This is a genomic window from Nostoc sp. LEGE 12447, from assembly GCF_015206985.1.
In the GTDB taxonomy this organism is placed as follows: domain Bacteria; phylum Cyanobacteriota; class Cyanobacteriia; order Cyanobacteriales; family Nostocaceae; genus Nostoc.
Genome location: NZ_JADEXT010000003.1, coordinates 325289 through 345625, shown reverse-complemented (window position 1 = coordinate 345625; position 20337 = coordinate 325289). Strand labels below are relative to the sequence as shown.

20 protein-coding genes are annotated in these 20337 nt (G+C 40.8%); 10 read left to right on the top strand and 10 right to left on the bottom strand.

The features are described 5' to 3' along the window. Positions 1 to 23: 23 nt before the first annotated feature. From lgt to IQ274_RS06100, 5 genes are all read left to right on the top strand, one after another. A complete protein-coding gene (gene lgt, locus IQ274_RS06120; RefSeq protein WP_163931501.1) occupies positions 24 to 899 on the top strand; it encodes a prolipoprotein diacylglyceryl transferase in 876 nt (291 codons plus the stop codon). Between the two features lie 225 nt (positions 900 to 1124). Then, positions 1125 to 1949 carry a precorrin-4 C(11)-methyltransferase gene (gene cobM / locus IQ274_RS06115; RefSeq protein WP_322745197.1) on the top strand — a complete coding sequence of 275 codons (825 nt, stop codon included), beginning with the start codon at positions 1125 to 1127 and terminating at the stop codon, positions 1947 to 1949. Between the two features lie 112 nt (positions 1950 to 2061). After that, positions 2062 to 2415 (top strand): phenylpyruvate tautomerase MIF-related protein, encoded by a 354-nt coding sequence (locus IQ274_RS06110; protein ID WP_163935336.1) that lies wholly within the window; start codon positions 2062 to 2064, stop codon positions 2413 to 2415. A gap of 79 nt (positions 2416 to 2494) precedes the next feature. Beyond that, positions 2495 to 3589, top strand: coding sequence for a 23S rRNA (adenine(2503)-C(2))-methyltransferase RlmN (gene rlmN / locus IQ274_RS06105; protein ID WP_163935339.1), 1095 nt, complete (start codon positions 2495 to 2497; stop codon positions 3587 to 3589). 571 nt (positions 3590 to 4160) lie between these two features. Then, positions 4161 to 4634, top strand: a complete 474-nt coding sequence (locus tag IQ274_RS06100; RefSeq protein WP_194141699.1) for a hypothetical protein — start codon at positions 4161 to 4163, stop codon at positions 4632 to 4634. 77 nt (positions 4635 to 4711) lie between these two features. Here IQ274_RS06100 and IQ274_RS06095 read toward each other — a convergent pair whose 3' ends face one another. Together IQ274_RS06095 and uvrC are read right to left on the bottom strand one after the other, a co-directional pair. Continuing rightward, positions 4712 to 4891 (bottom strand): hypothetical protein, encoded by a 180-nt coding sequence (locus IQ274_RS06095; protein WP_012410305.1) that lies wholly within the window; start codon positions 4889 to 4891, stop codon positions 4712 to 4714. A 657-nt stretch (positions 4892 to 5548) separates the two neighbouring features. Continuing rightward, positions 5549 to 7426, bottom strand: a complete 1878-nt coding sequence (uvrC, locus tag IQ274_RS06090; protein ID WP_194141698.1) for an excinuclease ABC subunit UvrC — start codon at positions 7424 to 7426, stop codon at positions 5549 to 5551. A 625-nt stretch (positions 7427 to 8051) separates the two neighbouring features. Here uvrC and IQ274_RS06085 point away from each other — a divergent pair. Beyond that, the gene (locus tag IQ274_RS06085; protein WP_194141697.1) at positions 8052 to 8231 is read left to right on the top strand and encodes a hypothetical protein; all 180 of its coding nucleotides are present in this window, start codon (positions 8052 to 8054) and stop codon (positions 8229 to 8231) included. A gap of 20 nt (positions 8232 to 8251) precedes the next feature. Here the strand turns inward: IQ274_RS06085 and IQ274_RS06080 are convergent, their stop codons facing one another. The 7 genes from IQ274_RS06080 to IQ274_RS06050 all read right to left on the bottom strand — a co-directional run bounded on the left by IQ274_RS06080 (position 8252) and on the right by IQ274_RS06050 (position 15729). Further along, positions 8252 to 8674, bottom strand: coding sequence for a response regulator (locus IQ274_RS06080; protein ID WP_163935350.1), 423 nt, complete (start codon positions 8672 to 8674; stop codon positions 8252 to 8254). Between the two features lie 564 nt (positions 8675 to 9238). Continuing rightward, the gene (locus tag IQ274_RS06075; protein ID WP_194141696.1) at positions 9239 to 10186 is read right to left on the bottom strand and encodes an NF038130 family PEP-CTERM protein; all 948 of its coding nucleotides are present in this window, start codon (positions 10184 to 10186) and stop codon (positions 9239 to 9241) included. A 489-nt stretch (positions 10187 to 10675) separates the two neighbouring features. Further along, entirely contained in the window at positions 10676 to 11878 is a 1203-nt protein-coding gene (locus IQ274_RS06070; RefSeq protein WP_194141778.1) for an LL-diaminopimelate aminotransferase, read from the bottom strand. Between the two features lie 61 nt (positions 11879 to 11939). Next, positions 11940 to 12275, bottom strand: coding sequence for a thioredoxin family protein (locus IQ274_RS06065; protein WP_012410311.1), 336 nt, complete (start codon positions 12273 to 12275; stop codon positions 11940 to 11942). A gap of 174 nt (positions 12276 to 12449) precedes the next feature. Beyond that, complete coding sequence (locus IQ274_RS06060) at positions 12450 to 13226, bottom strand: PspA/IM30 family protein (RefSeq protein ID WP_012410312.1); 777 nt, start codon at positions 13224 to 13226, stop codon at positions 12450 to 12452. A 162-nt stretch (positions 13227 to 13388) separates the two neighbouring features. Further along, the gene (locus IQ274_RS06055) at positions 13389 to 14144 is read right to left on the bottom strand and encodes a PspA/IM30 family protein (protein ID WP_194141695.1); all 756 of its coding nucleotides are present in this window, start codon (positions 14142 to 14144) and stop codon (positions 13389 to 13391) included. A 229-nt stretch (positions 14145 to 14373) separates the two neighbouring features. Beyond that, entirely contained in the window at positions 14374 to 15729 is a 1356-nt protein-coding gene (locus IQ274_RS06050) for a hypothetical protein (RefSeq protein WP_194141694.1), read from the bottom strand. 153 nt (positions 15730 to 15882) lie between these two features. Here IQ274_RS06050 and IQ274_RS06045 point away from each other — a divergent pair, with 153 nt between their 5' ends. Together IQ274_RS06045 and IQ274_RS06040 are read left to right on the top strand one after the other, a co-directional pair. Further along, complete coding sequence (locus tag IQ274_RS06045) at positions 15883 to 16422, top strand: DUF721 domain-containing protein (RefSeq protein WP_194141777.1); 540 nt, start codon at positions 15883 to 15885, stop codon at positions 16420 to 16422. Between the two features lie 472 nt (positions 16423 to 16894). After that, positions 16895 to 17212 (top strand): hypothetical protein, encoded by a 318-nt coding sequence (locus IQ274_RS06040; protein ID WP_163936222.1) that lies wholly within the window; start codon positions 16895 to 16897, stop codon positions 17210 to 17212. Between the two features lie 127 nt (positions 17213 to 17339). Here the strand turns inward: IQ274_RS06040 and menB are convergent, their stop codons facing one another. Then, positions 17340 to 18173, bottom strand: coding sequence for a 1,4-dihydroxy-2-naphthoyl-CoA synthase (gene menB, locus IQ274_RS06035; protein WP_163936219.1), 834 nt, complete (start codon positions 18171 to 18173; stop codon positions 17340 to 17342). Between the two features lie 140 nt (positions 18174 to 18313). Here menB and IQ274_RS06030 point away from each other — a divergent pair, with 140 nt between their 5' ends. Together IQ274_RS06030 and IQ274_RS06025 are read left to right on the top strand one after the other, a co-directional pair. Then, positions 18314 to 19138 (top strand): DUF2887 domain-containing protein, encoded by an 825-nt coding sequence (locus IQ274_RS06030; protein ID WP_194141693.1) that lies wholly within the window; start codon positions 18314 to 18316, stop codon positions 19136 to 19138. A gap of 503 nt (positions 19139 to 19641) precedes the next feature. Then, positions 19642 to 20310, top strand: a complete 669-nt coding sequence (locus tag IQ274_RS06025; protein ID WP_194141692.1) for a hypothetical protein — start codon at positions 19642 to 19644, stop codon at positions 20308 to 20310. Positions 20311 to 20337 lie beyond the last annotated feature (27 nt).

The window sequence follows — 20337 nt, the reverse complement described above, 5'->3', positions numbered from 1 at the left end:
CAAACTTTTCTAGGTAATTTCTCATGGCACTGGATTTTTCCACCTTGCCCTTGGCGTTTCAATTTACTTCTCCAGGACCTATTCTGGTGAAATTAGGGCCACTAAGTATCCGATGGTATGGCTTATTGATTGCCACAGCAGTTTTAATTGGCGTAATCCTTTCTCAAGAATTGGCAAAGCGCCGTAATGTTAATCCTGAGTTGCTAGGCGATTTGTTTTTTTGGTTGTTGATTGGGGCAATTCCCGGCGCACGGCTATATTATGTTTTCTTTGAATGGTCAAAATATGCCCCAACTCCAGGAAAAATCTTTGCTATCTGGGAAGGAGGTATTGCCATTCACGGAGCAATTATTGGTGGCGTTTTGGCTGCGTTAATCTTTGCCAAAATCAAGCAGGTTTCTTTCTGGCAACTGGCAGATTTAGTAGCGCCTTCGCTGATTTTAGGGCAGGCGATCGGACGTTGGGGCAATTTCTTTAATTCTGAAGCTTTTGGCGATCCTACTGATTTACCCTGGAAGCTGTATATTCCACCAGACCATCGTCCTTTAGAATTTGCTAGTTTCGATTACTTCCATCCCACCTTTTTGTATGAATCTCTGTGGGATTTAATGGTGTTTACGCTACTCATAACGTTGTTTTTCCGGTCTTTATCCGGTAAGCCACGTTTAAAGGTAGGCACTCTGTTTTTAGTTTACTGGCCAGCCTACAGCTTAGGACGCTTATGGATTGAAGGTTTCCGTACTGATAGCTTGATGCTGGGGCCATTACGAATGGCACAAGTAGTCAGCAGTCTAGGAATTTTATTTGGATTAGTTGGATTAGCTTGGCTTTACTTACTCAAACGCCCTTTACCCGATGTAGTGCCTACTCCCAAGGGAAATGGAGAGATGAGGGGATGAGGGAGCAGGGGAGGCAGGGGGTGCAGGGGAGGCAGGGGAAGCAGAGGAAGAAAGAATAATAACTAATGCCCAATGCCCAATTCCCGATATCCAAAAATAAAAAATGCCCCAGAATATTTTCTAGGGCTTAACCAGGGTGCATCTACCATTACTCTCTACTAGGGAAAGAGGGTGAATCCGGAAAGATACTGAGAAAATATCAAAAAAGTTTTTTGAGGGATTGCCGTGGGTTCTTTTAAAAGTGAATATACAGAAAACCTAAGTTATAAAAAAACACTATATGCTATAGAACCATCTGTTTATATTGTCGGAGCAGGCCCTGGAGATCCTGATTTATTGACGGTCAAGGCGCAGAAACTACTGGCTGTTGCTGATGTGATTTTATTTGCTGATTCTCTAATACCCGAACAGATTTTAGAACTTTGCCGAAAAGATGCGGAGATAATTAGAACTGCGAATCAGACTTTAGAAGAGATTTTGCCGATTATGATCGATAGGGTGCGATCGCAGCAAAAATCTCTAGTCCGTCTCCATTCTGGCGATCCTAGTCTCTACAGCGCCATCCACGAGCAAATGCACCTCCTCGCTGAGGCAAATATTCCTTTTGAAGTCATACCTGGCATCAGCGCTTTTCAAGCTGCTGCTGCCAAACTCAAAGTAGAACTAACTGTGCCTGGTTTAGTCCAAACTATCATTTTGACCCGTATTAGTGGACGTACAGAAGTCCCAGCCAATGAGGAATTAGCCTCTCTCGCAGCGCATCAGGCTAGCCTCTGCTTATATCTCAGTGCGCGTCACGTCGAAAATGCTCAAGCTAAACTACTCGAACATTATCCAGCCGAAACCCCCATTGCAATCTGCTTTCGTATCGGATGGCCCGATGAAAAAATTAAGGTTGTCCCCCTGAATGAAATGGCGGAATGTACTCATAAAGAAGAATTAATTCGTACTACGCTTTATATAATCAGTCCAGCCCTCTCGACAGCAAAAGGGCGATCGCGTTTATATCATCCCGAACATAATCACCTGTTTCGCTCATCTCATAACTAAATGTTGGGAATTGGGAATTGGGAATTGGGGATTGGGAAAACTGCCCCTTGTCTGGTCTACGGTTCGGTAAACTTAACAGTGTGAATAAAATTCAAATTTCTAATTCGGTACTATGCCAGTAATTAAAGTGCAAACTTCTGCATCTGCTCCTCAAAAAGCTGAAATTGAGTCAATGCTTTTAAATCTATCTGCCAAGTTAGCGAAACATTTGGGAAAACCAGAATCTTATGTAATGACTGCTTTTGAGCCAGAAATTCCTATGACTTTTGCAGGAAATACAGAACCGGTTTGCTACATTGAAATTAAGAGCATTGGCACAATGAAGCCAGACCAAACCGCAGCGATGAGTCAAGACTTTTGCCAGCAGATTAACCAAACTCTAGGTGTGCCGAAAAATCGGATTTACATCGAGTTTGCAGACGCTAAAGGTGCAATGTGGGGCTGGAACGGCACAACCTTTGGTTAATTCCCTGTTTTCTTTGGTCAAGACTAACTCGATCTAGCAGGTGTAGGATAGAGATCCTACATCAACTCTTGATTTTTTTATGTCTGCTACGCCTCTTGTATCTCAGGTTGACTCACACAACCCAGAAAAATCAGAATTAATCCCTCCCCTTCTCGGTGCTTCTCTGGCGGAGTTAAGCACTTGGGTGCAGCAACAAGGACAACCTGCTTACAGAGGAAAGCAACTGCATGAATGGATCTACGATAAGGGAGTGCGATCGCTAGCTGATATTTCTGTCTTCTCTAAGCAATGGCGTGCCGAAGTAGCCGAAGTCCCCATTGGGCGCTCAACTTTACACTACCGCTCTGTGGCTCCTGATGGCACAGTCAAATATCTTTTACGATTAACAGACGGCCAAATTATTGAAACTGTTGGTATCCCCACCTTTGCAGAAAGGGGAGAAGGCCCAAAAGCCCGTCTAACAGTTTGTGTCTCTACTCAGGTGGGTTGCCCAATGGCGTGTGATTTCTGCGCTACTGGTAAGGGAGGCTACAAGCGCAACCTAGCACGGCATGAAATTATTGATCAGGTGTTAACTGTGCAAGAAGATTTTCAGCAACGGGTTAGCAATGTCGTGTTCATGGGATTGGGTGAACCCTTGTTGAATACTGAGAATGTCCTCGCAGCCCTGAAATCTCTAAATCAAGATATTGGTATCGGACAGCGATCGCTTACAGTTTCTACAGTTGGTATTCGCGATCGCATTCGTCAGTTCGCGCAAAATAATTTGCAAATCACTCTCGCGGTTAGTCTCCACGCACCCAACCAAGCGCTGCGAGAAAAACTCATCCCCAGCGCCCGCGCCTATCCTCTAGAAGAGTTGTTGGCTGAATGTCGAGAATATGTAGAAATCACTGGACGGCGCGTTACCTTTGAATATGTTCTCCTGGCTGGTGTCAACGATTTACCAGAACACGCATTAGAACTTTCAAAATGTATGCGAGGATTTCAAAGTCATGTGAATTTGATTCCTTACAACCCCATCCAAGAAGTAGACTATAAACGCCCCAACCGCGATCGCATTGAAGCATTTGTCAACGTCCTTAAGCAACAAAATACTGCTGTTAGTGTGCGTTATTCTCGTGGTTTAGAAGCCGATGCTGCTTGCGGACAATTGAGAGCAAGTAAAAATTAAACTTGTTGCAGTCAATTCTATGAATGAATATGAAACCGCAGATAAACACAGATATATCTAAGAAATTATCTCTGTTTATCTACGGTGTAAAATCGCTTGAAATCCTTTTTTAGAGAAGTTTTCAGCTATTCATACTATAACGGGCGATAGAGAACAGAAAATAGTGTAGTTCAAGTACTTGAAAAGCTTCGTAACTGTAACTCTACCAGGTAAGTGGATTACGGAAATCCGACAACCCATCTAAAAAATTTGAATGTATAATTTAATTAGTGGTGAATATCTGAAAAGCGAGAGTTTTATGCAAAATCAATATAACGAACTAGATATAACCTTGATCTAGCAAGATATTCTCAATGCACTGATATTTAGAAAACGTTATGGACTGAAGAATATTAACTACATTGGCGTAGTCAAATGTAAGTATCGCACAAACCCATAACGGTAAATAAAACATTAGCTTTAGTGAACTATTCCAAGCCCCTGTATTTATCTTGTATAGGGTAATTGTGTTGAAATTTTAAGGATTTAGCGATCGCTAAACCCAACCTATAACAATTGAGGAAATAACTGTATGTTAAATCGTTTGTCGATATTTAAAGCATGGCTACTATTGATTGTGCTTGCAAAAGCTTTATCGATTAGTTTTCCTGCTAATGCACAAATAATTCAGACGAATCCCCAGACGCAAGATTCATTTCAAGAAAGAATCAGACAACAACAAGAAGAGCAAAATCAGCAAACACAAGAACGAATGAAGGAAACATGGCTACGGCTAAACCTTCAACAACCACAACTACTACAACAGCAACAGACAATACAACAGCAAGAATTTACACGACAACGGCAAGAAATGCTCCGACAGCAACAATTTAGGCTACAACAGCAACAACTGAGAATACAACAGCAAGAATTCTCCCGACAGCAACAACTGAGAATACAAGATCAACAACTCAGACAAGATCAACAAATTAGACAACAGCAAGAATTTAGATTACAAGAACAGATCCGACAGCAACAACTCAGACAACAGAATAAGAACTTGTAAAGTCTTCAGAATTTATCATAAGTAAGTTTATTATTAAAAATTAGAGAAAACATTCTCCAATTTTTAATTTTTATTATCTAGCGTTGTGCATAAATTCCTGGTGCATAAGCCTCAATGACTTTGCCAGTGCGAGTACAGCTAATCATCAAGTAGTCACAACTAGAGCATTGTGTTCGAGTTAATTGACTATCAGAAATATAATAACGTTCTGCTTGGCAGCCACAATTTGGGCAGTAAATCTTTTGTACTGTCTGCATTTTAAAACCCCTGGTTGTAATTTATTTTTTATTTAAGAAGACTGCCAGTTAAAGTAGCAATAATTTTGGTTTGACCCAACTTAACAAACGACCTTAATATTGGCTGATTATTTTAAACAAAATTTCAGGTTTGAAAAATTTTCGATATCTTTGTATATTATCCTAGAATTTAAGTGATCTTACCCTCCTACTTTAGATACATAAATTATTTTTTAATTAAATCCTGCTTAGTGATTTACTGATCCCTATGGCGAATGCCTTGAGAGATCCTTATTTATAGTGATTTCAGACTTATACAAAAAAAGCCGTTCTTGTATTCAAAAATTAAAACCAATAAATTACTGTATATTTAGTAACAAAATATTTATCTTAAGATTTAGTTAATATTTGCTAGCAATATTTATGAGGTTAAATTCTAGTGAAATAATTTAATCAAAATTAGCATACTTATCAGATACCGTAAATTTACGGTATTTACACATCTTGAATTATTGCAGACAACCTTAACTGAATCCGCTATAAGAGTGAAATTAATACTTTGTAAAGCTAGTTTTTAAGGTTTGTAGTAAGGACTAAAGTCCTTATTTTCTAAGCACTCAAGTCTTTACTACAAAATTTTTTACCTATAAATTGAAATTTGACAGGCTATTAGTCTCCTCAAGCAGGATGAAAATAATCGTAAATTTCTTGAGCTAAACGCGGCCCAATTCCTGGAACCTCGGCGAGTTGTGGGGTTGTTGCTTGGCGAATATAATCAACTGAGCGAAAATGCCCTAGTAGCTGCTTTTGTCGATGATGTCCTAAGCCAGGAATTTCATCTAAACGCGATCGCTTCAATTTATCACTGCGTTGCTGACGATGGAAACTCACTGCAAAACGATGCGCTTCATCTCGCAACCGTCGCAACAATTGTACCCCTGGTTGTTCTGCATCAGTTGACAAGGGTTTAGATTCTCCCGGTAAAAAAATCTCTTCTCGCTGCTTTGCTAAACTCACAACTCGCAAGTCTTCTAATAAATTCATCTCTTGCAAAACGGCGATAACCGATGATAACTGACCTTTACCACCATCAATCATGATTAAATCAGGCCAATCTGGATTACCCAAACGTGACAACTGTGGATCTTCCGCATACTTACGGAAACGTCGCCCAATAACTTCAGCAAGACTAGCAAAATCATCTGAATGTCCCGCCGTCACAGTGGGATTTTTAATTTTGTAGTGGCGATAATGCTGTTTGGCGGGTAAACCGTCGATAAACACAACTTGGGAAGCTACAGCATTTGACCCTTGAATGTGGGAAATGTCATAACCTTCGATGCGATGGGGTACATCTGGTAAATCGAGAATGGTCGCTAAATCTTGCATTGCTTGGTGATTGCGATCGCCAAATTTCTGCATTCTTTGCAATTCATACTGAGCATTTCGCTCTACCATCTCAATTAATTCTGCCTTAGTTTGCCGCAAAGGAGTCAAAATCGTGACTTTTTTTCCTTTACGTTGAGTTAAGACATCCGCCAATATGTCGCTATCTGGTAAATCATGCTGTACCAGAATTTCTAAGGGTATTTCCACCGAGTCAGCAGTTTGGTAATGTTCCTCTAAAGCTCGTTGTAAAATAGCTCCTGGTTCTGCATGAGCATCAGCCACAAAAGCCAAACGCCCTACCAATTGACCAGCGCGAATCTGGAATAGTTGAATGCAAGCGTGTTCTTCGTTAGCTGCCAGTGCGATCGCATCCCGTGAAACTGTATCATCTGGTAAGGATACCTTTTGGTCAGCAGTCAGCGACTTTAACCCAGAAATTTGATCGCGAATCCGTGCTGCTGACTCAAAGTTCAAGTCTTCAGCTGCTGTATTCATCTGTTGAGTCAAAATATCAATTAATTCCTGAGTTCGCCCTTGGAATACCATCGCGATCTTTTGCACAATTTTGCGATATTCTTCTGGTGAAGTCAGCTTTTGGCACACACCCGGACAACGCCCTAAATCATAATTTAAGCACGGACGGTCTTTGAAAAGTGGTTGAGGTCGTTGTCGCTGGGGAAAGATGCGCTTGCAGATACGGACAATCTCTCGCAATAAACCAGCATCAGTATAAGGCCCGTAAAATTTATCTTTTTCTTTGCCGAATTGACGTTTACGGGTAATAAAAATTCGGGGATAATCTTCTGACCAAGTAATGCAGAGATAGGGATATTTTTTATCATCTTTGAGCAGCACGTTGAAGTATGGCTGGTGCTGCTTAATCAAGTTGGCTTCTAGCGCTAAAGCTTCGGCTTCAGTATCAGTGACGATGAATTCAATTTCTGTCACCAACTTAACCATCGTGGCAATGCGTTCAGTCTTGTTGTAGCCATCGCGGAAATAGGAACGAACACGCGATCGCAATTTACGTGACTTACCTATATATATAATGCGATCGCTGTTGTCCCGCATGAAATAAACCCCCGGTTCCGGTGGAATTTCGGCTAGACGATTTTCCAGTCGTTCCGGCTCTTTAACCAGTGGTAGTATTTGAGTAGATATTGTCACAACCAAAATTAGGTAATCTTTCTCTATTTTAAGAAAAATTCTTTTTTCGTGCCGATTTCATAGAGTAATTATCAATTAAATATAAAGTAAAGATATTTTTAGTCTATAGATACTTCTGCGGCTACCTACGAGTTATCCAATGGAGTACCCACAGCTTGCTTGGTTTATGAGCTGGTGTAAATCCTGCCACCAACAAGACTTGGGGCAAAATCCCCTTGTAAATCAAGGTAAGTAACTTCCATCACAGTTTACTAGATGCCTTGCTGCACATATCACAATTTTGGAGCAGATAAGAGTTTATGTAGCTATTACCTTAGTTGTCATCTGTTACTGCCAGAATCAAAACTTGGCTTTTTGAATCTATAATTAATATTTTAATAGATACAAAATTTTATTATTTAAAACTTTATTTTATGGAACTACTAGCTTTATATATTCTTAGTTAAAATTAACAAAAATTCAAATATATGCTGATATAAATGCAGCGAGATTAATTACCAATAAACAGCAGTTTTGATTATCAATTCAACTTATAACATTAAGCGATTTAACGGATTTAGGAAGTTATATTTACGAATATGATTATAAATATAGTTATGATAATAATTAAGGTAACAATTAAATTATGAACCTACAAGACTTTGAAGCTCAGTACCGTGAAGCTATGGCTGAAACGCTCAATGAGCTGCAAACCGCAGTTTTGCTGTTAGCACAAGTACAAAATAAAATTTTAACAATTGGCACTTTTGTACAACATATTAGTCAGCAAGTTGAAGAGTTCATTGAAGAGCAAAAAGCCGAATAAAGGTATGCCAAGTAAAAACTCTATCTATGGCAACAAGTCAACTCTTTTTCAATTGTAAGTATAAGATCCTTGAGTTTTAGAGGTTTGACAAAATATCGGCGTGCGCCTAAACTCATAGCTAATTCTTTATCTGCTTTAAAAGCAAAAGCGGAAACCACAATGATAGGTATTTTTGACAAGTCAGGTTTTTTCTGGACTTGTTTTAAGAGCGAATAACCATCAATATCTGGTAATTTTAAGTCTAATAACATTAAATCTGGTTTAAATTTATCTATAGTCGCGAAAAAATTAGAGCCTTCAGATAAGCTTTGGACATCGTACCCACAGTAACTTAGATAGTCACTCAGTAACAACCTATTGAGATAATGGTCTTCAACTAGCAAAATTCGTCTAACTTTGTATGACCGCAATGGCTGATCTGTATTGAAGAATTGTGCTGTCATTGCTACCTATTATCTGATTATCTTAAGTAAAAACCAACAATTATTACCATAAACTAAAATGGTGGTACATTTAAACTCTCAGATTAATAGAAAATTGACTTATATAATTTAGCCAAAAATATTAATAAATTAAATCTAGCTGTACTCCAATACTTAATAATAGTACGATTAAATATAAGATTAATCAATTATTAAGCTTTTCTTTACGAGTTTTTTACAATTAATAGTATTAAATAAAAGACTGATTTTAAAAAGTCAATTTAGTAATTATTTTAAGTGAAATTACTTAAATAATACTAGAGGCAATAATAGGCTACTTGCCAGTCATATAATAGATTTTATCTGGATTTAATGTAAGATAATGCAATTGTACGAGATTGCTGTTATAAATACGTTGGCAAGGATCTAAATACATAGACTCTTACAAAGGATTCATTTTTTGGAAATATTATTAAAAATACATAACTTAGAAAATTAAATTATTTTCTCACTGGAAGAAAGTATTCATAAAAAAGGGAGCTAACAGCTCCCTTTTTTATTTGTAGTTTTAAACTTGCAATCTTCTTAAATAGATGCTTTTTTCAATTTGCGTTGTGTGGCAAAGACACCAGCCACACCCAATAGACCAAGCATGACTGATGGTTCTGGAACTGCTGTGGGAGGTATACCTTGGATGGTGATTTCATAGTTACCACTGTGAGACTTGCCATCAGCACCCGGCCCCGAATTGTTGCTTAGTCCGCTTTGTGTAGCAGAAAAGCTGTAACGGAAATCAGTCTTGCCATTGTATGTAACTTTAACAACTTCACTAGCTTGAAATCCATCTTTAAGAAAATTACCAAAACTTCCTAATAGAGGCGCATAGTAATCTTTTAAATTGTAGTGACCCGCTAACCCAATTTTAATATCGCCAGTGGTGTCATTTTGATTAACGTAAGAGATATTAGGATCGCTAGAGCGTTGGAAACCACCAATACCATAAAATGCGTTAAAGGCTTGCTGACGAATAAACGAGCTAGGAGTAAAACTTGGTAGATTTAGTGCCAATTTAATTGCAGATTCATTGCTTGCGAGACCAGCTGCATCATAAAATTGGTTAAACCAAGTATTTGCAAAGTTATTTGCCCCATAGCTTGTACTTAATCCTGACCCAGTACTAAACCAATCTGTTGCTGTCAGACTACTCAAGGTAATACTTTTGTCACCAATTTGTCCTGCCAAAGTGGTATTCTTGCTGAAATCAAAACCAGACTGCTCACTGCTGGCTCGTAACTCTACGTTTCCAGTGGGGTTTGCAGCATTGCCATCTAGGACTTTCTGGACGTTTGTCTGGGTATTTGGCAACAGTACAGTACTGTTACCCGATACATCATATACTAAGTAATCACTGGCTGCTGTTCCACCAATAGTAGCGCCGGTGAGGGTTCCAGCTTGTGCTGGTACAGTAGCGATCGCGCTCACACCAATAGCCATTGAAGCGCCAATTACAAGTTTGTGAAAAGTCATCTTCATTTTTTTCAAGTCTCTGTCAGTTTGGAAATTAAGTTTTAAACTATTGCCGTTTATAGGCTTGGGCTGTCTTGACTACAGGCTTTTGGCAATACGGCAGCTTGAAAACGCCACCTGCATTGTTAGCCAACTTTGGTAGCTGAACGTACAAACCCACTTTAAGAGATAGGAAGACCTGATTGGGTAAAGTTACTTGGGATTATCAATAAAAATATGAAGAATATTTCTAGATTTTTATACGTCTAATTACTTAGGTTTCTCAATATTACTAATATTAAAAATTACAGATAAAATATTTGAAATTCAGTAGAATACGGTTATTCATAGGGCAATAGGGTTCAGATAAGCTTTTTCTCTACCCCTGCCTCAACGGATAAATTTCTTAACTGAACCGTATTGATTTATAGAGGCGCACGGCTGTGCGCCTTTGCTGCGTCTTCTATTCATAGACTTTGCCGCAAAAAATCTTTGGCGTTCAGCTTGAGAAGAAATTTAATAAAGGAACTGGGCAATTCTTTCCACAGCAGTTTCTAATAAAGGTGGCTCATGTACTAAGGCAAAACGGACATACCCTTCCCCAGATTTGCCAAAGCCAGCACCAGGCGAAGCAGCGACACCAGTTTGTTTAACTAGCTGGGTACAAAATTCTATGGAGTTTTGACTCCAAGCTGAGGGCAATTTTGCCCAGATGTACATTGTGGCTTTGGGAGTAGGAACATTCCAGCCAATGGAGTGTAAAGCAGTGATGAAGGCATTACGGCGTTGCTGGAAGATAGCGACAGCAGATTTTACCCCAGCTTGAGGGCCAGTTAGGGCTGCGATCGCACCATTTAAAATTCCCCGATACTGATTAAAATCAACGGCAGCTTTTACCTGGCGTAAGGCGTTAATTAACTCGGCATTACCAATGGCGTAGCCAATGCGGAAGCCGCCCATATTGTAGGACTTGGAAAGGGTGAAAAATTCAATCGAGACGCTTTTCTCTGGATCAGCTTGCAGAATTGAAGGGACTAAGGATTTTGGATTGGGAGAAGAATCTGCCCACTCCCCAGTTTCCTGAAATACTAAATCTACGTAGGGGAAATCATGAACCAGGACGAGATTGTGTTGTTGACAGAAGGCTACAGCTTCTTGGAAGAAAGATAAAGGAGCGATCGCTGAAGTGGGATTGTGAGGATAACTTAATACCATCATCCGCGACTGAGCCAAAACTGGGGCGGGAATATCCGCAAACACTGGTAAAAAAGCGTTTTCTGCCCGTAATGGCATCGGGTAGATTTGACCACTGGCTAGGTAGACTCCCCCGGCATGAGAGGGATAACCTGGATCGAGCAACAGGGCAAAATCTCCTGGATTGAGCAATGCTAGAGGTAAATGGGCTGTACCCTCTTGAGAACCAATCAGAGGTAGTACTTCAGTTTGGGGATCTACTTTGATGCCAAATTTTTGTTCGTACCAGTTGGCTGCAGCTTCACGAAACCCAATAGTACCGTTAAACAACAAATAGCCGTGGGTACTGCGATCATGGAGAGATTGGGCGATCGCCTCAATGACGTGCGCCTCGACTGGTAAATCAGAAGACCCCAACGACAAATCAATTACTTCTTGTCCAGCGGCCAAAGCAATTGCCTTGGCTCTGTCCATATCAGCAAATACATTAGATTGCAGGGGTTGTAAACGCTTTGCAAATTGCATGTTAGTCATTAGTCATTTGTCATTGGTCATTAGTCATTAGTTATGGACTATTAACTATTGACTAATTACTATTTAAGTGCGTATCTAAGAGTTCGAGTAACTTATCTTTACCGATGACTCCCTCAGTCGAAATTAAAACTTCCTGGCCCTGAAATAGTCTCAGAGCCGGAACACCTTCCACTTGGTACTGCTTAACAGTGAGTGGGTTGGGGTCAATTTCCATTTTCACGACTTTGAGGCGATCGCTATATTTGCTAGCAGCTGAGTTAATCATGGGCGACATCAATTGACAAGGCCCACACCAGGAAGCCCAAAAGTAAACTAATACAGGCTGTTCAGCTTTTAACACTTCTGTTTCAAACTCAGCATCAGTTATGGTGATTACAGCCTTACTCATTGCAGTCTCCATCCGGTGGCGATCAAAGTTGGCACACACAATACTTTATCCCAAAGTAGTCAATAGTCCATAATCAATAATTCATAGTTATTTTGACTGTTAACTATTGACTAATGATATAAAATCCCACAACCAATAGGCGTGGGACTAGCTCAAATAAGTTTTCTGGCAATTTTATAGTTGATCCAATTGCTTGCGTAGGGAATCCAACTCGGCATCAACCACTTCATTAGACTTAGCAGGAGTGGTTTCTTGTTGGGGTGGAAGTTGTGCTTGAGTTACTGGAGTAGCGGGTGGTAGCATTTGCGCTTTCAAAGCTGCCAATTCATCATCAACATCGCTACCACCTTCCAACTGAGCAAATTGGGTTTCTAAATCTGCGCCTGCTAACTCTCCTAATGCCTGGGCCCGGGATTCTTGCATCAAGACTTTTTCTTCCATCCGCTCGAAGGCAGACATTGCACTGCTGGTATTCATCCCACGCACCATGCCTTGGAGTTGCTCTTGGGCTTTGGCAGTTGTGATCCGAGCTTTAAGCATTTCTTTCTTGGTTTTAGCCTCAGAAATTTTGCTTTCCAGCTGGATTAAGTTGCGCTTGAGGGTTTCAACTTGAGTGCTTTGGGTATCTAAACTAGCTTTGAGGGCGGCGCTGGTGTCAGTATAGGTTTTTTTCCGCTCTAGGGCTTGCCGTGCTAAATTCTCATCACCTTTTTGTAGGGCGAGTTGGGCATTGCGTTGCCACTTATTGATTTCATTTTGAGCATCATTGTACTGTTTCTCACTGCGTTTTTGGGCGGCGATCGCTTGGGCTACTCCCTGACGCAGCTGCACCAAGTCTTCCTGCATTTCCAGGATGGCTTGTTCTAGCATTTTTTCGGGGTCTTCGGCTTTGTTAACCAGGTCGTTGAGGTTAGAACTAACTACGCGCTTAATGCGATCGAATAATCCCATAACTTTGTTTTTCCTTGTTTGGTTTACGCTTTTTGCTGGACAGTTAGCTTTTTTACTTTTTAATAGCTACCTATTTCAATGTAATCTTTCCGGTTGGAATCAGTACGTTATAACAACTCTTAATTGTTAAGATATCTCCAAACTGGGGTAATTAGCCGAACTTCAAGAGTCTTGAGTTTTAGGTAACTGCTGTTGGGGAGGCTGTGCCGTATTCTGCTTCTCCTCGGTAAGCAGATTGTTGTGCTGTGTGTTTTCTGCCTGATTTAAAACCTGCACCTTCATCGCGGCTAATTCGGCATCCACATTATTAGTAGATTCCAAGGAAGTAAATTGTGTTTCCAAGTCGTCGCTACCGAGTTGAGCGATCGCTTCTGAATGAGCTTCTATTTGTAAAACTTTTTCTTCCATACGCTCAAAGGCGCTCAGACTGCTGGTAGCAGAAACTCCCCCAAGCATTTCCTGGAGGCGAGAAGAGGCTTCTGCGGAACGGGCGCGAGCAATATACATATCTTTTTTTGTTTTCGCCTCGGAAATTTTTAACTCTAGCGATCGCATATCCTTTTTTAGCCTAGCGACTATATCGTTTTGCTGCTCTATCTGAGAAAAGAGGGCTGTACTGGTTTCTTTATAAGCTTGGCGCTTAGTCAAAGCTTCACGTGCTAGAGGTTCATTGCCTTGTTGTAAGGCCAATTGGGCGCGGCGATACCATTCTTCTGTTTGAGAGTTGGCAGCCGCCGCCTGTCGTTGGGTGCGTTTCTGGGTAGCGATCGCTTGTGCTACACCCGAACGCAACTGCACCAGATTTTCCTGCATCTCTAGGACAGTTTGCTCTAGAATCTTTTCTGGATCTTCTGCACCACCGATCAAACTATTGAGATTAGCGCGAATCACCCGCAGAATACGCTTGATTAATTCCATGTCGGCTCTCCATTCACGAAACTCAATGCTGAGTAATGAGTGCTGAGTATAAAAATTTTGTAGGAGGGTAGTTATGGAGTGCTGAATACTCAGTAATTTAATTGAGTATAAAATTTTTGTCGTAGTCAGATTTTGTATCTACTACTCAGCACGGGCTAAACCTTAGCTATCCGCTAACAGCACTCATAAGTCAGGACTGTTATCTCATGGTATCGTAGATTTTTGCAACTTATGGTTGCTGAACTCGTGCCTTAATTCCCTTTGTCTGTAATAATTGCATCTGTTTTTGTACTTGCTCTTTAGTCTTAAAAGCACCGAGATAAATCAATTCTTTGTTGGGTGATAAATAAGCATCAGGAATTACTTGCCGTGCTGAAGCATAAGCTGCACCTTTATTATCTATCACGACATGGTAGAACCCATCTGTTCCTGGTTTGATTTCTGCATTAGGCTTTGGTGAGGCTGCGATTGGCTGGGGCGAGGTTTTTGCCGTTGAAATGGGAGGTAAATTTAGGGGAGGTAAGGATTGTACAGTTGGTACTGGCGCTAAAGCGATCGGATTTGTCGGTTTTAGGGCTGTATTGGGGTTAGACAATGGCGCTTGAGGATTTACAGGGTTTTGGCGAACGGCTGGATTAGGCACTACTGCGACGGTTGGTTGGACTTTAGGTTGTAAGCCAACTAGATCATTAGGATCTCTCACATCAGGAAACTCTTGGGCAGCTAGATTGGGATACATAGATGATGTGCTTGGTGGCTGGATCTGAGGTTGGACATTACTCCCAACTTCTTCAGTATTTCCTGGTGCGGGAGACGAGTTTCCGTTAAACAAATTGGCTAAATTCCATTGAGGCAAACCTTTAGGATTGAATACTACATAACCCAAGGTAAGACTTGCTAACAATAGCAGCAACATTGAGCCGATACCTAAAGGTGATAGCAGACTGTCACTATAATTGCTTGGTTTTTGGGTTTCTGGTTGTTCTTCTGTCAGACTTCGCAGTAGTGCTTCACTAGATTCTAAGTAGTCATCTGGGTGCTTAGAGGTGTTATCTGTCTGCAAAAGATTTTCGCTCTTAGTATCTTTAACAATTGCTGGCACGATGCTGCTACTAAAATTGGGCGGTGGCGGTGGAAGTTGAGTTTGTGTTTTAGCAGAATCTTGGGTAGAGGGCACATTGAGATTATTTGGTTCTTCGGTATTTGCCGTAACTGGCGCTCGGTTCACCTCATGATTCACAACTAGAGAAGATGCTGGTGGTACGTCAATTTCTGTAACTGGCGCTGGGGTTCCCTGATGATTCACAGGTACAGCAGGCGGCACGTTAGTTTTAATTTCCGTTACTGATGACTGAGTTGTTCCCAATGTTGTAGGAATGGCAGTCAAAGACTGGGTTTGACTGCTCATGTAACTTGCAACTCGGCGTTGGTTTGATGACACTAAACCATTTCGCGTGCGTCGGTATCGAGCTAACTCTTGATCTAGCGGTACTTCTAAACTTGCTAGTGCTGCTGTTAGTGCTGGTTTCAACCCAGGCGTTTTAGACGATTGAGTACCGGAATCGTTTAGGGGGTTTTGAGTCATTGCCTGTGTGCCTCAAACGTAGATTTCTGGAATAACTATAGATATATTTCTGACAATATTAGCGAAAATTATTTAAATAGATAGATTGGGAATTAGAAATGCTTATTCTCCTTGTCTACCCTGCTCCTAACTCCTCACTTAGCACTTTGAATGATGTCGTTGAAATCAATTAATGATATTTTAGGCGTTCTGGAAAAGCAGTCTAAATGGCAGGAGCAACCATTTCAACACTTGCTCAAGTGTTGGGCAAGTGTTGTTGGGCCAGTGGTTGCCGCAAATACTCGACCATTGTCGATTCAACGCGATGTTTTGTCGGTAGCAACTTCTAGTGCTGCTTGGGCGCAAAACCTGACTTTTGGTCGCACGTCTCTGCTTTTAAAGTTGAATAAAATACTGCCAACACCTTTGGTTGATATTCGCTTCTCTACAGCTAGCTGGCAGAATCCATCTGTCGAGAGAAAACAGCAACAAACGGTTTTGCCCCATGAGCATCCCAGTTACCTTGGTGATGAGATTAGCCGCCCTGATGTTGCACCCACCAAGGATGTAAATGCTGCTTTTGGGCATTGGACGAAGATTATGCGATCGCGATCGCATGGCTTACCCCTTTGTCCTCAATGTGAATCTCCCACCCCTCCCGGCGAACTTCAGCGCTGGGCAGTCTGTTCTGTCTGTGCTGCTAAACAGTTTTAAAGCGAGTCAGTCTTGACTTGAATTGAACGCAAAATATTTCAGCGATTATTCCTTGAGCAGAATTTATCTTAAAGTAATTTGCTGCCGCCATCTAGAGAAGTTCGTTCTAATTCTTGAGAAAAAAGATGTTTTACAGCTAAAATATACCAAACGTGGTATACAAACCAGACTATTTATTTGAAATTATATGCCTTAAGCCATCCTTAAGGAGGAAGTTAAAAGGCTAAATAAATCAAAAGCTTTAGTTTTAATCTTGATCCCTAATAAGTTTTAGCCAAAATCAATAGGTAATCACTCTCCAGATTATTTATAAATATAACAAGATTATAAAAATATCCTAAAGTTTATTTTTTCGTCGGGATCGCTGAAAGCTATAGAAAATAATGGTTTTTTGGCTTTTTTCCCTCTTTATATATAGAAGCAAAATATAAAGATGAAATTCAGCCGAAAACGGCACTAAAGATGAATCCGAATGAAACCTATTAAATTTTTAGCATCTGCCTGTAAATATTGCCGTCATTACCAGCCAGAAGGTCGCCGTGGTGGAACATGCCAGCAGTTGGGAGCGCCAGTCCAAGCAACTTGGAAGGCTTGCTCCTTGGCGCTCCCACCTTTTGCACCTTCTTGGGAAACCTTGGAAGATGCTTGGACTTTGCCAGATGCAAGGCCAGTTTTAGCTTGTTCTCATTCCCCGGCTTCAGATTTAGATCATGCTGCTCCTGCTCCTGTAGAAGAAATAACTGCCTCTATATATTCTGAAGAGGCCAAGACTGAAGCAGTGTTTATTTAGTTATCCATTATTACTGAACCAATTTTGTAGTTTGCTTAAGATAAGATTTGCTTTTAAGATATTTAGTGCCATAAAAGTTGACATTTGCAAAAATCGCACCTCAATAAAGGGTGCGATTTTTGCAATTTTAAGGTAGCCAAGGAAAAGAGCGAAAATCTGGTGGACGCTTTTCGAGAAAAGCTTGTTTGCCTTCAGACCCTTCTTCTGTCATGTAATAGAGTAAGGTAGCATTGCCAGCGAGTTCTTGTAAACCAGCCTGTCCGTCACAATCAGCATTGAAGGCGGCTTTGAGACATCGAATTGCGATCGGACTTTTTTCTAAAATCTCCTGCGCCCATTGAATACCTTCCGCTTCTAGTTGTTCGACTGGGACGACGCAATTAATTAAACCCATTTCTAGCGCTTGTTGTGCATCATACTGACGGCAAAGAAACCAAATTTCTCTAGCTTTTTTTTGTCCCACAATGCGGGCGAGATAGCTGGCTCCAAAACCACCGTCGAAACTGCCGACTTTCGGGCCTGTCTGTCCGAAAATTGCGTTATCGGCAGCGATGGTAAGGTCGCAAATTAAGTGTAGGACGTGTCCACCACCGATCGCATATCCAGCGACTAAAGCAATCACTACTTTTGGCATCGAACGAATCAGGCGTTGTAAGTCCAGCACATTCAAGCGAGGGATGCCAGTATCGTCTACATAACCCGCATGTCCGCGCACGCTTTGATCGCCACCAGAACAGAAGGCATATTTGCCATCAGTATGCGGCCCATAACCAGTAAATAGGACGACACCAATAGTAGTATCTTCACGAGCATTGCAGAAAGCGTCATACAGTTCAAAGACTGTTTCAGGACGGAAAGCATTGCGTTTATGGGGACGGTTGATGGTGATTTTTGCAATGCCATCAGTTTTTTGATACAGAATATCTTCGTAGGTTTTGGCAGTTTGCCAGTTAATTTGCATTGGTATGAAGTGCGCTGTTGTGCTTGAGAATTTTATCGCGGACGTAGGGACATGCGATACCTGCGGCGGGCTACGCCTAGGCTAAATTGTTGTCTCAAGCCTTTACAATCTGGTAATTGTCTGGGTGTTGAGGAATAAAAATGCGACGTGACACCATCTTCTACAAATTATTTAAGCAGTTTCCCAGTTTGCTATTTGAATTAGTAGATGAACCACCCCCAGAAGCAGAGAACTACCAGTTTGAATCAGTTGAAGTGAAAGAAACGGCGTTTCGGATTGATGGAGTATTTTTACCTCCCGCGAATGCAGTTTCCAAAACCGTCTTTTTTGCAGAAGTCCAGTTTCAGAAGGACGAAGACTTATATCATCGCTTCTTTAGCGAATTATTCTTGTTTCTCTACCGCAACTCGATTCGTTACGATGACTGGTTTGGTGTAATAATTTTTGCTTCTCGCAGTCTTAAACCTTCTAACTCAACAATTCACCGCGCTTTGTTGGAAAGTGGTCAAGTCAGGCGGGTTTATCTGGATGAGTTGGGGGATTTGCGAGAACAACCTTTGGGATTGGGTTTGATGTTGCTGACAAATGTTACCTCTGAAACAGAAACAGTGGAAGGGGCGAGGTTTTTGCTAGAACAAGCACGGCAACAATCGGAGCAAGCGATAATTGATTTAGTGACGACGATTATTTTCTACAAGTTTTCTAACCTAAGTCGAGAGGAGATTGCAGCAATGTTAGGACTGAATTTGGAAGAACCACGGGCTATTCGGGAAGCGAAGGAAGAAGGAGAAAGAACGATCATCTTAAGACTATTAAACCGACGGGTGGGTGAGTTTCCTGAGTCGCTTCAGCGCCAGATTCAGGTGTTGTCGCTAGAACAGTTAGAAGCTTTAGGTGATGCTTTGTTGGATTTCTCTTCTCTTGCTGATTTGGAAGGGTGGTTACAAAGTGAAGTAAGCGGGTAAGTTTCACGTAAAAGAAAAGGGCGATACCTGCGGTGGGCTACGCCTACGCACCCGATAAAATTCTCATAGCTATAAATCTGAGGCTGGAAGACACGCGGGTATATCAGGAAGCGGTGGAAGAAAGAGTGTGATCGCTCGTCCTGCAACTGTTAAAACGACTATTTGGTGAAATTGCTGAGGAACGTTGGAAGCGTTAGCTTTGGCGTTGTTGGAATTGAGATTGCGATCGCGAACTTGGAAGGGTAGTTACAAAATAAATTATTAGATTACTAAATTAACTTCTCGCTTTTCTGATATATTTAAGCTTCATATTTTCAGCAATAAGTTATTGAGTGCGAGCTTGAATTTTTGCTCGAGGTGCTGGTAGTAATTTTTCCATCACATCACTCAGTTGTGTTGCCATAGCTTCATTATCATTTTTCTTTAAAGTCATCGATATAAAAATAATATTACTGGGAATACTATTATTAGGATTTATTTTCTCAGTAAAATGATTTAATTATATGAACGACCTTAAAAATTTACTAAATCGTGCTTCATTTGAGGAGAGGAAAGCATTGGCAGAGATTCTTAAGGCATCACAACCAACAGCCGATTCTATTGTTGATCGTCTATGCGAGAAAAGCCAAGATCCTGCCAGCTATGTATTTAATGAAATATTTGATGATCATCCAAGTTATCAAAAAATAGTTAGGCGGGCTGCTAAGAAGTTAAACATCAAATGTAGTAAATATGAATCTGCTAGTGGAATGGAGGTAAAAATTGCACAGAAGGTTATGGAAACAATGTTGGAGAAAATGACACCAGAACAAAAGCGAGAAATGGAACAGCAGTTACGAAAAACAGCATCACAATTTGATAAAGGAGGTGAATTATTAGGAAGTACTAGTATTTTTCTTGCTTTGACAGGCGCTCAATTGTCTGGTTTTGGTATTTACTTACTGGCTTCAACAACATTGGGTACACTTACCGGAGTAATAGGGGTTACTTTACCATTTGTTGCTTATACAACAATGTCTAGTGCAATAGCTGTAATTATCGGGCCGGTTGGTTGGATAGGTGCAGGATTATTCACAGTATGGCAATTGACAGGCCCTAGTTATAAAAGAGTTATTCCAGCTATTCTTTATATTTGCGCCCTAAGAGCAAGATTGGATGGTGGTTTTGCTTAATTTTTTTTCAGAAAGATTTGCTGAAAC

Excerpts from the sequence above, each read along its gene's own strand:
- IQ274_RS06100 (WP_194141699.1), top strand. The coding sequence starts at position 4,161 with ATGTTAAATCGTTTGTCGATATTTAAAGCATGGCTACTATTGATTGTG.
- IQ274_RS06080 (WP_163935350.1), bottom strand. The coding sequence starts at position 8,674 with ATGACAGCACAATTCTTCAATACAGATCAGCCATTGCGGTCATACAAA.
- IQ274_RS06095 (WP_012410305.1), bottom strand. The coding sequence starts at position 4,891 with ATGCAGACAGTACAAAAGATTTACTGCCCAAATTGTGGCTGCCAAGCA.
- IQ274_RS06030 (WP_194141693.1), top strand. The coding sequence starts at position 18,314 with ATGCGACGTGACACCATCTTCTACAAATTATTTAAGCAGTTTCCCAGT.
- IQ274_RS06070 (WP_194141778.1), bottom strand. The coding sequence starts at position 11,878 with ATGCAATTTGCAAAGCGTTTACAACCCCTGCAATCTAATGTATTTGCT.
- IQ274_RS06085 (WP_194141697.1), top strand. The coding sequence starts at position 8,052 with ATGAACCTACAAGACTTTGAAGCTCAGTACCGTGAAGCTATGGCTGAA.
- IQ274_RS06050 (WP_194141694.1), bottom strand. The coding sequence starts at position 15,729 with ATGACTCAAAACCCCCTAAACGATTCCGGTACTCAATCGTCTAAAACG.
- IQ274_RS06055 (WP_194141695.1), bottom strand. The coding sequence starts at position 14,144 with ATGGAATTAATCAAGCGTATTCTGCGGGTGATTCGCGCTAATCTCAAT.
- IQ274_RS06075 (WP_194141696.1), bottom strand. The coding sequence starts at position 10,186 with ATGAAGATGACTTTTCACAAACTTGTAATTGGCGCTTCAATGGCTATT.
- rlmN (WP_163935339.1), top strand. The coding sequence starts at position 2,495 with ATGTCTGCTACGCCTCTTGTATCTCAGGTTGACTCACACAACCCAGAA.
- IQ274_RS06065 (WP_012410311.1), bottom strand. The coding sequence starts at position 12,275 with ATGAGTAAGGCTGTAATCACCATAACTGATGCTGAGTTTGAAACAGAA.
- lgt (WP_163931501.1), top strand. The coding sequence starts at position 24 with ATGGCACTGGATTTTTCCACCTTGCCCTTGGCGTTTCAATTTACTTCT.
- menB (WP_163936219.1), bottom strand. The coding sequence starts at position 18,173 with ATGCAAATTAACTGGCAAACTGCCAAAACCTACGAAGATATTCTGTAT.
- IQ274_RS06025 (WP_194141692.1), top strand. The coding sequence starts at position 19,642 with ATGAACGACCTTAAAAATTTACTAAATCGTGCTTCATTTGAGGAGAGG.
- IQ274_RS06060 (WP_012410312.1), bottom strand. The coding sequence starts at position 13,226 with ATGGGATTATTCGATCGCATTAAGCGCGTAGTTAGTTCTAACCTCAAC.
- IQ274_RS06110 (WP_163935336.1), top strand. The coding sequence starts at position 2,062 with ATGCCAGTAATTAAAGTGCAAACTTCTGCATCTGCTCCTCAAAAAGCT.
- IQ274_RS06045 (WP_194141777.1), top strand. The coding sequence starts at position 15,883 with ATGTCGTTGAAATCAATTAATGATATTTTAGGCGTTCTGGAAAAGCAG.
- IQ274_RS06040 (WP_163936222.1), top strand. The coding sequence starts at position 16,895 with ATGAAACCTATTAAATTTTTAGCATCTGCCTGTAAATATTGCCGTCAT.